The organism is uncultured Nostoc sp. (assembly GCF_964245445.1).
Taxonomy (GTDB): domain Bacteria; phylum Cyanobacteriota; class Cyanobacteriia; order Cyanobacteriales; family Nostocaceae; genus Nostoc.
The window spans coordinates 1-14,081 of record NZ_CAXTNE010000069.1; the positions used below are offsets into that span (position 1 = coordinate 1).

At 42.9% G+C, this 14,081-nt stretch carries 3 protein-coding genes; all 3 read right to left on the reverse strand.

The window, feature by feature from the left end:
* Nucleotides 1–235: 235 nt before the first annotated feature.
* Genes ACFE90_RS13960 through ACFE90_RS13970 form a run of 3 tightly spaced genes read right to left on the reverse strand, consistent with a single transcriptional unit; the run spans nt 236 to nt 14,031 of the window.
* Nucleotides 236–4,909, reverse strand: coding sequence for an SDR family oxidoreductase (locus ACFE90_RS13960; RefSeq protein ID WP_375501415.1), 4,674 nt, complete (start codon nt 4,907–4,909; stop codon nt 236–238).
* Nucleotides 4,902–13,124 carry an amino acid adenylation domain-containing protein gene (locus ACFE90_RS13965; protein WP_375501417.1) on the reverse strand — a complete coding sequence of 2,741 codons (8,223 nt, stop codon included), beginning with the start codon at nt 13,122–13,124 and terminating at the stop codon, nt 4,902–4,904. Before ACFE90_RS13965 ends, ACFE90_RS13960 begins: the two co-directional genes overlap by 8 nt.
* 34 nt (nt 13,125–13,158) lie before the next feature.
* Nucleotides 13,159–14,031 carry a cyclopropane-fatty-acyl-phospholipid synthase family protein gene (locus ACFE90_RS13970; protein WP_335186902.1) on the reverse strand — a complete coding sequence of 291 codons (873 nt, stop codon included), beginning with the start codon at nt 14,029–14,031 and terminating at the stop codon, nt 13,159–13,161.
* Nucleotides 14,032–14,081 lie beyond the last annotated feature (50 nt).

The window sequence follows — 14,081 nt, forward strand, 5'->3', positions numbered from 1 at the left end:
ATACTCCCCCTCAAGTGTCCCCCTTGTCAATACTCTGCCACCTGAATCCTTACATATTATCTAACATCAATATATCTCCTTTTTGCCACAAAATAGCAATCACTTTCTATTGATATATCTCCCGCGCAAATCTGATGTCAATGTTATTTTAGCAGCGTGAGAGCGAAACCATTGTCTATGCTCCAAAGCCTGACATCTAAGTTATGTAAAATAGAACAAAAACTCTTTGTGTTTTTCATAGCTCTATCTCCTCTCGTTCACCCACAAAATCATTAGTCGTTATCTGTCGCTTTTGGGTTGTTAAAATAATCTTATCTACTAAAGCAGAGATGCCAGCTACTGTAGGTTCTTCAAACAGGTTGTTCAAGGAAAGTTCCACTTGAACGGCTTCACGAACCCGAGAAATAACTTGAGTGGCTAGTAATGAATGTCCCCCTAGTTCAAAAAAGTTATCATAGATACCCACTTTTTCAATACCCAGTAATTGTTGCCAAATTTTGCCAATAGTTTGCTCAAGTTCATTGCGAGGAGCAACATAAGCATTAGTGAGTTCAGGTCGTGGGTGTGTCGTTTGGGATATAGTAACTTTTCCTAAGCTTTCAAAATCAATTTTTGACAAAGAATTATTTAGCTTAATCCTAGTCGTTAAATCTTCAGTTGATACTGCAATTCGGGGGAATGAACTGTCCAGAATACGCCTAAAAACATCAACACCTTCTGAAGTAAGTAGTGCATTCTGGAGGTATTTTCCTTCAATAATGTAGTTGATTTCGACAGCGTTTTTAACTGCCTCTACTGACATTCCAACTTCTTGCCAATCATCCCAGTTAATACTAACTGTAAAAGTTCCATTTTGACAAATGTTGTAATAAGAGAAAACATCAAGGAATTCGTTAGCAGCAACATAGCTAACCTCACCAAATTTTGTTTTATACAGTGCAACACCTATAGATGAACAAAGAACTAAAAAATCTAGTTCAACGTGTTCTAATAGCTTAGCGAGTACCAATGTACCCCTCACTTTTGGTGCTAGAACACTGTCTGTCATTTCTTTTGTTCTTCTTTGAATAACACCTGCATAATCAATAACTCCAGCGGTATGGATAACACCATTTATTGAACCAAACCGCTGTTGAGCCTTAGCGATCGCTGCTTGCATTTGTTCTTCATTAACTATGTCGGCGCTGACAACCAAAACCTCTGCCCCTAGTTGTTCGAGTTCTTGAATTTTCCGAATCTTGCGGCTGATATCATTATCTTCACCGTAATTAGCAAACCATTCAACCCACTCATCTGGTGCCGGAAAAGCTGAACGACCTAACAGAATTAATTTGGCTTTTACAGTCTTCGCCAGATGTTCCGCTAGCGTAAATCCAACGCCTCCAAGACCACCTGTAATCAAGTAGATTCCTTCTTCCCTTAACCTGAGATTTGTTTCACTGGGCTTATTCAATTGGACTGGTTCAAAGGTTTGTACCCAACGGTGAAGACCACGGTAGGCAATAAATAGGTCGGAGGATTTTGCTTGTAGTTCGTTGAGTAGCTGGTCTATAAGCTTGCCTTCAGTTCTAGTTCCTGATTTGGGAAGTACAACATCAATGCTACGACAGCTAATTGAGGAGTATTCTTCCGGAATGATCTTAATTGCTCCCAACATGGTCGCTTTCTCGGGACACAGTTCCTCTTCTGTAGTTACTGGCTGTACATTATTTGAAATAACAGTCAGTTGAATCTCATCCATAACATTGTCTTTCCCAAGTGCCTGCGCTAGAAAGATTAGACTGTGTAGCCCTAAATCTTGAGCTTTGTCAACCTCTTCAAGCCTTGATATTGTTTGGCTGTTCTTTGTGACACTCCACAAATGGACAATTGTGTTTGGGAACTTTCTTTGCGCTAAAATTTCTCTAACTAAAGTATTGTAGTCATCAGGGTGTTGAGGGTTCAGAGTATATGCGCGATCGCTCTGCTGAGTAAACTCTGCTCCAACTTTAACAATAATAACATCACAATCATCCTGTTCCAATCGTTCTACAATTTGGGAACCCAAACCGCAATCATCAACAAATACCAGCCACGATGATTTCCTTTCCACTAACTCTTCATTTGCAAGAGACACTGGTGGTATAGATGTTTTCCAACAAGGTAAGTAAAACCAGTCAGCGACATTTGGTTTTTTGCCCAGTGATACCTGAGATTCACGGTTATGATCTAACTGTTTTTGAGGTTCAATCCAATAACGCTGACGCTCAAAGGGATATGTCGGTAAGGGAACGCGAAGACGTTTTTGCTGGCTATAAAATCCAGACCAATCCACTTTTACGCCAAAAAGCCAAAGCTTGCCTAATGTAGTAAGCAAAAACTCTACATCTGATTGACGGTCTTGCGGATGACGTAACGAAGTTAGCACAACTTGCTTTGCTGTCTTATCTGAATGCTGTGTGGCTAATGTACTTAACGTTCTTCCAGGGCCAACCTCTAGCAAGATTTGCTCGGGTTCTTTCAACAACTGTTGCAGTCCTTCCGAAAAGCGTATACAAGAGCGCAAATGCTTTGCCCAATGACTTGGATCTGTTGCCTGTGATGCTGTAATCCAGGTGCCAGTGACATTGGACAAGTAGGGAATTTGTGGGGGATTGAGAGTTGCTTTTTTGACTGCAAGGGTGAAAGGTTCCAAAATCGGGTCCATCATCTGGGAATGGAATGCATGAGAAGTATGCAGCCGTCGGCAGTTTACACCTTTTTCTGCAAGCTGGTTCTGCAATGCCTCCACATCATCCTTGGGACCTGAAACCACACAAAGGGATGGCCCGTTAATGGCAGCAATTTGTAAAGACTTTGTATGCATCTCTGCATTTAGGAGGGCTTGCACCTCTTTTTCTGGAAGATGAATAGCAAGCATTGCCCCTGTTGGCAATTGTTGCATGAGTTGCCCTCGTGAAGCTACTAGAGCTAAAGCATCTTTTAAAGATAAAACACCAGCTAGAGTTGCTGCTACATATTCACCGATACTATGACCAATCATTGCTTTTGGACGCACGCCCCAAGACATCCACAGTTGAGCTAGGGAGTAGGCGATCGCAAACAAAGCTGGCTGTGCAATAGCTGTCTGTTTAAGTTTTTCTGCTGCTTCTTGTGCTAATTCCTCTTGAGGATACAATACGGATTGCAGGTCAAATCCTAAATGAGGTTTGAGGATTTGCGAACATAAATCGATGTGCTCGCGAAATGTCGGTTCAGTCTGGTAGAGTTCGCGCCCCATATTCACATACTGAGAACCCTGCCCTGAAAACATAAACACCACAGACCGCTCTTTGAATTCCTGAAAGCTTGTAAAAACTCGTTGCGGATCAATTGGCTCCAATGCATTTCCAGCTTCATTAAGCTCTTGGCATACTACAATCCGTCGGTGCTCAAAAGCTCTACGACCAACAGCAAGCGTGTAAGCTACATCAGCAAGGTCAACGGGATGCTGTTTTAAGTACGCAGCTAAGTTTGCAGTCATTTCATCCAGCGCAGAACTGGTTTTAGCAGACAGCGATAGTAGTTGCCAAGGTCTGGAATGTTGAAACGCTATATCTTGCGTCTGGTCAACAGGTGCTTCTTCTAAGACAATATGGGCATTAGTACCCCCAATGCCAAAGGAACTGACCCCAGCACGGCAGGGTGTTCCATCTGTTGTCCATTTGGACAGCGTTTTATTGACGTAAAATGGACTATTGGCAAAATCAATATTGGGTGATGGTTTTTCAAAGTTCACGCTAGGAGGCAGCAATTTGTGTTTCAGCGCTAAGGTAGTCTTAATTAGACCCGCCACTCCAGCGGCTGCATCAAGATGTCCGATATTGGTTTTCACGGAACCTATAGCACAGAAGCCCTTCTTCTGAGTACTGGTTTGAAAAGCTTGGGTCAGTGCTGCAATTTCAATTGGATCTCCAAGAGTTGTTCCAGTTCCGTGCGCTTCTATATATGAAATGTCCTCAGCCTCAACTCCTGCTACTGCCAGAGCCTCTGAAATCACAGCCGCCTGACCGGACTCACTTGGAGCAGTGTAGCCCACTTTCAACGAACCATCGTTATTGATAGCAGAGCCTCTAATAACTGCATGAATGTAGTCACCATTTGCCAAAGCATCCTCTAACCTCTTCAGCACAACAATGCCAACACCACTGCCATCGACAGTTCCCTGAGCATGAGCATCAAAAGCTCGGCAGTGTCCGTCAGGAGAGGCAATACCGCCGTTTTGGTAAAAATAACCTTCTTTTTGTGGAGTATAAATGGAAACACCACCTGCTAGTGCCATATCGCATTGATAATTTAGCAAGCTTTGGCACGCCAAATGAACAGTCACCAACGAAGTAGAACAGGCAGTATTAACGTTAATACTAGGTCCTGTCAGGTTCAATTTATAAGAAACTCGTGTAGGCACATAATCTTTATCATTGCCAATTGAAACTTGTAAACTGCCTGCTGATTCGATCAAGTCGCGGTTTGACATTAAGTTTGTTGCCAGGTAAATATTCAAACCAGCGCCAGCGTAAACACCAATTCGACCATTGTATGTTTCAGAGTCATAACCAGCATTTTCAAGAGCTTCCCAAGCACACTCTAAAAAGAGGCGGTGCTGGGGATCCATTAATTCAGCTTCCTTGGGTGTAAAGCCAAAGAAGAGAGCGTCAAACATTTCAATGTCTTCCAACACTCCTTTAGCTTTGACATAGTTAGGAGAATTGAGTAAAGCCGGGTCTACACCTGAAGCGATGAGTTCTTCATCCGTGAAGAATGTAATTGACTCTACACCGTTGACTAAATTTTGCCAAAATTTATCAACGCTGTTAGCTCCTGGAAAACGACCAGTCATGCCAATTATGGCTATAGGTTCTAAAGAATCTTGAGCTTCCCAATTATACATTTGCTTTCCTCTTCTGCTTCATGAGTTGCTTTTGTCTTTTGATAGCCTCTTTTTGCTTTTTGGCTAACTCATCACTTGGGGCAAGGGCAGTTTGTTCTACATTATTTTCTTGGCTTAAATATTTAGCCAAATTACTTATAGTTGGATACTTAAACAAGTCAGTGACTGAGATATTGCTATTAAAGATTTCTCTAACTTTGTTCCCTACTTGAATTATCAGGAGTGAATGACCACCAATATCAAAAAAGTTGTCGTAGATGCCTACTTGTTTTCGCCCGAGAACTTCCATCCAAAGTTTAGCTAATATTTCCTCTGTAGGAGTACTAGGTGCAACGAAGCCTTCTGACAAATCACTTGTAGATAAATCTGGTGTTGGTAGAGCTTTACGGTCTACTTTACCATTAGATGTTAGAGGCAAAACCGACTGCATGACAAAAACTGATGGCACCATGTAATCGGGCAGTTTTTCCTTAAGGAAGCCGCGCAGTTCACTAGTAGAGAATTGATCCTGGTTTGAGACGACATATGCCACTAAGCGCTTGTCATCGGGAGTGTCTTCTCTGGCAATCACCACCGCCTGCTGCACTTGAGGATGCTCAGACAACACTGCTTCAATTTCTCCCAACTCTATACGAAAGCCGCGAATCTTCACTAGGTTATCAATTCGACCGAGATACTCAATGTTGCCATCACGCAAATATCGGGCTAAGTCTCCAGTTTTGTACAGCCGTGCCCCTTCTTCGTGGCTAAAGGGGTTGGCGATAAATTTACTGGCGCTTAACTCTGGGCGGTTAAGATAGCCGCGAGCTACACCAGCGCCACCAACGTACATTTCACCAGGAACGCCAATAGGTACTAATTGCTGATTTTTATCTAACAGATAGACTTGTAAATCAGGAATTGGTCTACCAATCATACTACCTGTTGTTTGCAAATCAGCTACAGTTAAGGGTCTATAGGTAACATGGACGGTTGTTTCTGTAATTCCGTACATATTCACCAGTTGGGGCGATTTATCTCCATGACGCGCAAACCAAGGTTGCAAACTTTGGATATCTAAAGCTTCACCACCAAAAATAACTAGACGCAGATTTAAATTTTCAGTCTGATTAGCAGTCTCTACTTGAATAAGTTGGTGAAACGCTGAGGGAGTTTGATTTAAAACTGTAACTTGCTCTTTGAGCAATAATTCATAAAATGCGTTTGGTGATCTAGTGACAGAGTAAGGAACAATAACAAGCCGCCCACCATAAAGCAAAGCACCCCAAATTTCCCAAACGGAGAAGTCAAAGGCATAGGAATGAAACAGAGTCCAAACATCCTGTTGATCAAAGTTGTACCAAGGCTGCACCGCCGTAAACAGACGTGCAACATTACTATGGTTGATCAATACACCTTTGGGTTGACCTGTGGAACCGGAAGTGTAAATTACATAAGCTAAGTTTTCAGATGTGGCTTTACTACTTAGGTTAGCTGTACTTTGCGTGATGAATAAATTTTCGTATTGGTCTAAACATAGAGTCTGTCCTTTATGTACAGGTAATGTTTCTAATAAATGTTTTTGGGTTAATAGTACCGAGAGTTGAGCATCTGCCAACATATAACCTAACCGTTCTTTTGGATAGGTTGGATCTAGTGGGACGTAAGCACCGCCAGCTTTTAGAATTGCCAAGATACCAATGACCATTAAGAGCGATCGCTCTGTGCAAATTCCTACTAGGGTTTCTTCTCCTACACCCAATGTTTGTAAATGGTGTGCTAGCTGATTTGCACGGGTATTTAACTGTTGGTAGGTCAGTTGTTCCTGCTCAAAGGTGACAGCGATCGCATCTGGTGTACGTTCTACCTGAGCTTCAAACAACTGATGAATACACTTGTCCTGGGGATAATCTGCTTGAGTGTTGTTCCACTCCACAAGTAACTGATGTTGCTCAGATTCACTTAGCAGAGGCAATTCAAAAAGGCGTTGTTCGGGATGAGAGATAATCCCCTCCACCAAGGTCTGGAAATGCCCTAGTATCCGGCTAATTGTGGCAGCGTCAAATAAGTCTGTGTTGTAATCACAATTCAACACCAGCTCATCTCCCATTTCAATAACATAAAAGCTGATGTCGAATCCAGTAAAAGCGATTGGTGGAGAGAAAATTTCTGTCTCCAGTCCAAACATTTTTGGCACAGCTACAGGTCGGTCTAAATTAAATATGGTTGCAATCAGAGGAGAGTGGCTTGCATCTCGACCTAATTTTAGTTGTTTAAGCAACCAAGCGAAAGGATAATCTTGATTTTCGTAAACCTCTAACAAGACACCCTTCATTTTGCCAAGATATTCGGAAAATGCCAAATTTTCATCAATACAACTTCTGATAGGTAATAGGTGAGAACAGTACCCAACAAGCTTTTCATTACTTGCGGAAGACCGCCCAGCAGAAGAGATACCTACTACAATATCCTCTTGGTTTGTCAATCGGTGAAGAAAAGCCGTATATGCAGAAAGGAGAGTCATAAACGGGGTGCAACCCTTTTGGGTGCTCAACTGTTTCACTTCACGATAAAGGCTTGCATTCAGCCGCAGCGTTTGCCTATTACCCCTATATGTTTTTATTGGAGGACGAGGATGATCTATTGGCAGGTTTAAAACAGGAGTTGAACTAGCAAATTTTTCCAACCAGTAGGATTCATGGGCTGCCATTTCCTCAGTTTGACTTTGCTGTTCCTGCGAATTAATGTATTCCCTAAATTGCATTGGTGGCTTGAGTTGACAAACTTCACCTTGACACTCTTGTGAATAAAATGCACCTAATTCTTCCAGGATAACGTTTATTGACCAGCCATCGACGACAATGTGATGAGCTGTCATAACCAGTAGATGTAGCTGTTCTTCTAATTTAAGAACGTAACAACGGAACAGAGGTGCTTGAGTCAGGTCAAAAGGTTTTAGGCTTTCTTGTTTAAACCACTCAGTGACTTTAGACTCACGCTCACAACTATCAACATTTGAGAAGTCAATGCAAGGAATATCAACTTTCAAGAATGGCAATATCTGCTGAAAATCTCCTTGGCTACCGATAGTCGTTCGCAAACCCTCGTGACGCTCTACAACTTTCTGTACTGCTTGATGTAGTACTGTTAAATTCAACGAACCTCGTAATTGCAGATTTATAGAAACTTTATAAGCGCTCGATGCTTCTTCTGAAATTTGCGCTAAAACCCAGAGTTGTTTTTGTGCTTCTGTTAATGGGACTGTAAGTACAGCATCAGACTTTACTACTTGATCAGAATCAGAGACTGTTGTCAATGATGTGAATATTTTCGGAACATTTACAGGTTCTACGATACCCCCCGAAGGCATTGTAGTCGTTTGTGGCCAAATAGCAGCTTCCTGATTAGAACTTTTAGCTAAGAATGAATTCGTCGAATTGCTTTTTGATCCATTCAAGTTGGGTGAACGTTCGGGTAGAAAACCTTCTGCTTGCATTTGGGCTACGCTTTCTTTCACAGCCTGAATCACATACTCAATATCGGCAGTTGTATGCGCTGTGGACAGAAAACAAGTGCGTCCTTCCCAAACGTAGACACCTTTCTCAATTAAGTGGTAGAAAAACAGATCCAAGTTCTTCTTAAAGCTAAAGCGGAACAGTGAGCCAAAATAAACCACTTGAATAGGCACATGCTCTTGTTCAAAGAAGGTATTGAGTGTTTGGGCTAACTGTGCTGTGCGTTGATTTAATTGCTCTTGAAGACCCGATCCCTGGTTTTTAAGATGTTTAAGTACCGCTCTTGCGGTCGCCAAAGCCAGAGAATATTTGTTAAAAGTACCTGCAAAAAATGTCCTTTCTGCTTCAGGATACGAATCGTCACCGTAATTCCACTGACCACCATCGATTGCATTCATCAAGGTAGCTTTACCAGCTACTGCTGCAAACGGCAGACCACCACCAGAAATTTTACCGTAAGTTGCCAAGTCCGCTTTTACACCAAAGTATTTTTGTGCACCACCCGGATGAATGCGAAAGCCAGTAATTATTTCATCGAAAATCAAGACTGTGCCTGCTTTTGCGGTTACTTGCCTCAAGTGCTGTAAAAACTCTTTGGGTTGTAAATCGGGTCGCCGACTTTGTACGGGTTCAACCAAAACCGCAGCTAATTCATGAGCATGAGCTTCGATATACTCTAATGCACCAGGATCGCCATAATCGAGTACCACAACGTCTTCAACCATGTGTGGCGATATACCGGGAGCAAACGGTACAGAAACCTGCTCGTCATCTGATGCTTCTGCTCTAGCTAAAACTCCATCAAAATGCCCATGATAAGAACCTGAGAATAGGACAATCTTTGTGCGTCCTGTCGCCATTCGTGCTAAACGCAGTGATGTCATTACGGCTTCTGTACCTGACTGACAAAAGGTGACGCGTTCTGTGCCCGTCAGTTCGCACAACAACTCTGCCACTTCGCCCGCTAGACTGGATTGGGGACCTAGTTGTATACCAAGTTTTATCTGTTCTTGTAAAGCTTCTATGACAAAGGGCGGATTGTGACCAAATAGATGCACGCCAAAGCCCATTGTGATGTCTACATACTCGTTACCATCCACATCCCAAAACCTAGAACCACCAGAGCGATCGCAAACAATGGGGTAAACCATTTCCTTGATAGAAGGACGGAATCCCGCCGCAGCTCTGCTGTCAGCTAGAATATGGTGATAAGATTGCTTTGCTCGTTTTGACCCTTGTGTGCGCTTGGCATAGCGTGCAATCAATGCCTCTAAGTGTTGCTGTTGTTGAGAATTTAGCCCTTCTGCTCCTCCTGCTGTGATTCTTTGCAAACTTAAAGGTTCTTGAGTTTTTGTTCCTTTAACCGAATTGTTTGCTGGACTTGCTGGCTTTGAGGTTTTGATGAATCCTACTTGTGACTCATCTATTGATGAGACAACATGATTGTTTTGTAATAACTGCAATTGTTGAGATATGACTTGAGACGTGAGTTGTAGTTGCTGAGCCATAATTCGCTCAAGTCCTGTTTCAACTACTGGTGTTTTATTTACTAACCCGTTTTCACGCACAGATGTAGACTTCTCAGCCACAGTCAAAAGCGCTGGTTGTGGGAGTTGGGATAATGTACCAATTGCAATTGCAGGTTCTGGGGCTTCTTCCTGGATAGTTTGGTTGGGTTGATTTTGAGCGATAATTTCAGGCTCTGTTGATTTTTCCTCGATCGCAACTTCGGGTTGATTTTGCTCTATGTAACTTGCAAGACTGTCAATATTTGTTAACTCTTCAAACATCTGGCGAATAGTCACCTTGATTCCAAAGGTGTTTTCAATAGTTCTGACAGCTTCAATCAGAACTATTGAATCTGCACCCATTTCCAAAAAAGGTGCATAAACATTAATTTCCGACAAGTCTGTTTGGAGTAAACCAGCTACAAGGATACTTAATTGTGATATTATTTTCTCTTTATATATCGTTTTTTGAACAGTATTAAGCTGTGGTTTCACTAGTTGTGTATCTAAGTTTTTCAAATCCATAGAATTGATGTTTTTCTCTTCGTCCGGCTCGAACCAATAACTTTTACGCTGAAAAGGATAAGTGGGCAAAGAGATTTTATGTCGTTGGTAGTCATGGTCATATCCCACCCAATTGACTTCTACTCCTTGAGTGTCTAATATCCCCAAGCTTTTCAATAAAACCTGCCAGTCATCTTGCCCATACTGTAATGAAGGTAGCCAAGTACTTTTTACGTTCGGCAAGCATCGCTTACCCATACCTGATAAAGTAGGGCGAGGGCCAATTTCGAGAAATACTTTATAACCCTGTTCTGCTAGGGTGTTCATTCCCGCCGCAAATTGCACTGGTTCTCTCAGGTGGCGACGCCAATAACTTGCATCTGGGATTTCTCCTGACTTGAAAATTTCACCTGTCAGGTTAGAAATAAAAGCAATTTGTGGGGCTTGAAAGTTTACTGTTGCTGCCTTAGACTCAAACTCGTCAAGAATCGGCTCCATCAGTGGTGAGTGGAAAGCATGAGAAACTTGCAAAGGCTTTACGGTAATCCCTTGAGACTCAAATTGTTCAACTGCCGACTGCACATATTCTTTTAAACCCGAAATGACGATGTTGTTTGACCCGTTAACAGCAGCAATGGACACACTAGTGTCTGTCGCTACTTTTGATGACGCTGTTTCATACTGAGTCAGAATGTTGACTACTTTCTCCTGTTCGGCAAACACCACTGCCATTTCACCATTATCTGGCAAAGACTGCATTAACCGACTGCGTTGTGCAACGAGCATAAGTCCATCTTCCAGACTGAATACCCCAGCTACACATGCAGCAACATACTCACCTACACTGTGACCGATGACAGCATCTGGTACAATTCCCCAAGAACGCCACAATTCAGCAAGGGCATATTCTAGGGCAAACAGGGCTGGCTGGGTATAGGCAGTTTCATCTAACAGATGAGCTGTCTGGGTAGTCCCGTAGAGTATCTCAAGCAGTGACTGCTCTAAATAGGGTTTCAGGAGTTGATCGCATTGCTGCAATATTTTCCTAAAAGTGGGTTGAGTTTCATAGAGCTTGCGTCCCATACCATGAAACTGAGAGCCTTGCCCGGTGAAGAGAAACACTATCTTAGGGCGATTCACAATCTCCACAGTTCCATTAATGACTCCAGATGCCTGCTTCCCAGTAGTAAAAGCAGTTAGTTGCTCGATCAACTGTGTAGTAGATTCAGTGACAATTGCCAAGCGGTGGTTGAAATGCGATCGCCCTACATTAGCAGTGAAACAAATGTCCGCCAGTGATGCCTCCGGATGAAACCTCACGAAATCCATGTAACTTTGTGCCAATTCCTGTAGCGCGTTTTGACTTTTTGTAGAAAGTGTCAGCAGGTGCATTTCGCGTTCAAAATCGCTAGGGGAGTAAGTCACAGCAGGCGCTTCTTCAAGAATCACATGGCAATTGGTACCACCAAAGCCAAACGAACTTACTCCTGCTAAAAGTTTTTCTGTACCAGCAATCCAAGGTTGGCGTTCAGTTGGAATAGAGAACCGAGTTCCTTTAAAAGAAATATATGGATTTAGTTGCTGTAAGTGCAAGTGCGGTGTAATCTCTTTATGTTGTAGTGAAAGTACCACTTTGATTAGTCCAGCAATTCCAGCAGCAGCCTCCAAATGACCAATATTAGTTTTAACCGAGCCAATCCAACAGAGTTGGTCTGGCTGACGATTTTGCATTAGCACGGCTTTTAGAGATTTAACTTCAATTGGGTCTCCCAAAGAAGTGGCAGTGCCGTGAGCTTCAACATAGCTAATCTGCACTGGTGCTACGCCAGCATTTTCCAAGGCTTCACGGATAACCGCCTGTTGGGAAAGTCCATTGGGTGCTGTCAGTCCATTGCTCAGACCATCTTGGTTAACTGCTGAACCTTTGATAATTGCTTGAATATTGTCTTTATCCTGAAGTGCATCCTTTAGGCGCTTAAGAACCACCATGCCACAGCCCTCCCCTCTTACATAACCGTCAGCACTTGCGTCAAAGGTTTTACACCGACCATCAGCTGACATCATGTGTGCTTGAGAGAAAGTTATGCTCGGTTCAGGAGATAGAATCAAGTTTACTCCTCCAACTAAGCACAGATTGGACTCACCGCTCTGCAAACTTTGGCACGCAAAGTGGACTGCAACCAAGGAGGAAGAACAAGCAGTATCTATTGCAACGCTTGGCCCTCGTAAATCCAGCACATAAGATAGGCGATTAGCCGCAATAGAGAAAGCAGTACCTGTGCCGCTGTGCCCATTAATGCGAAGTATATTCTGATAGAGCAACCTGTGATAGTCAGCATTACATATGCCGATAAAAACTCCAGTCCTGCTACCTGCTAGCTTTTGCGGTACGATAGCGGCGTTTTCTAGAGCTTCCCAAGTCACCTCCAACAACAGTCTTTGCTGGGGATCCATCGGTTCTGCCTCACGAGGGGAAATGCCGAAGAAGCTTGGTTCAAATTGATCTACCAGCTCCAAGAAACCACCCCAACGGGTGTTCATTTTTTCTGGAGTAGCTGGCTTTGGGTCATACAAGGCGTCAATATCCCAGCGCTCTTTTGGTACTTCGGTAATGGCATCCACCCCGTTACGCAAGAGCTGCCAGAATGATTCTGGATTGTTAGCACCCGGAAAACGACAGCCAATACCAATAATTGCTATGGGTTCCATTTACTTCACGTATGATTACTAATGTGCCAGGCAATCAATTACGAGGGTTATCAATGCGGCGCATGGATATTCGCAATAGGTTAATAGTTCCAGTATGGAAACCAATCATACTAAAGCTAAGATATTTTTCATATTTGGCAACCGTGTCCTCCCCAACCAGTTTAACTGCTTCTTTCCGGTTCGCTTTTAGCCTTTTGAGCCAAACCTTGAGCGTGCGTTCGTAATCTTCGCGATTGTTTTTAAGTGCCACAATCTCGAAAATCCGTTCGCTCGCTTTGGCGATGTCTGCAATAGTAGGTAAATCTGTTTCAGGGAAAATTTCATCGCCTATGAACTTGCTCATGTCTTCTCTGCGACAATTACCATAGACAATTGTTTGAAGCGATATCCAGCTTCCTGGTTTCAGCCACTCGTGACAGCGCTGGAAAAATGTACGATAGCCCTCTAGTTTCTGAGATTGGGAAGACTCCGGTTTAGCAAAGTGCTCGAAGGCACCAATGGAAATAATTGCATCGTAAAGTTCTTTTGGAGAATGCTCTAACCAGCTCTCTAATTTAACTTCAATTTGTGGATGGTTGAACGATGCAATCCACTCTGCTTGTGCTAGGCTCAAGGTCAGACCAACAGCATACTCAACACCATGCATTTCCACTAGGCGCTTTAATGTGGAACCCCAACCGCAACCCACATCTAAAACTCGTTTGGCACCCTTTGCTCTAGCCCGCTCAATATGAAAGTCAATTTTTCTTAACTGCGCTAATTCGAGGTCATCGTTTTCTTGCCAAAGTGCAGACGAATAAGTGTTTGTGCTATCAAGCCAAATTCGATAAAAATCGTTACTCACATCATAATGATGCTGAATCGCCTCTGCCGATGCACCAGGATTTTGAGTTTTCACAGAATTCATACTGATATCCTTACTTTGACAAACTGATTAACCTGATTGTTGCTCATTTT

Coding starts and splice junctions, on each gene's coding strand:
- ACFE90_RS13960 (WP_375501415.1), bottom strand. CDS start 4,909: ATGTATAATTGGGAAGCTCAAGATTCTTTAGAACCTATAGCCATAATT.
- ACFE90_RS13965 (WP_375501417.1), bottom strand. CDS start 13,124: ATGGAACCCATAGCAATTATTGGTATTGGCTGTCGTTTTCCGGGTGCT.
- ACFE90_RS13970 (WP_335186902.1), bottom strand. CDS start 14,031: ATGAATTCTGTGAAAACTCAAAATCCTGGTGCATCGGCAGAGGCGATT.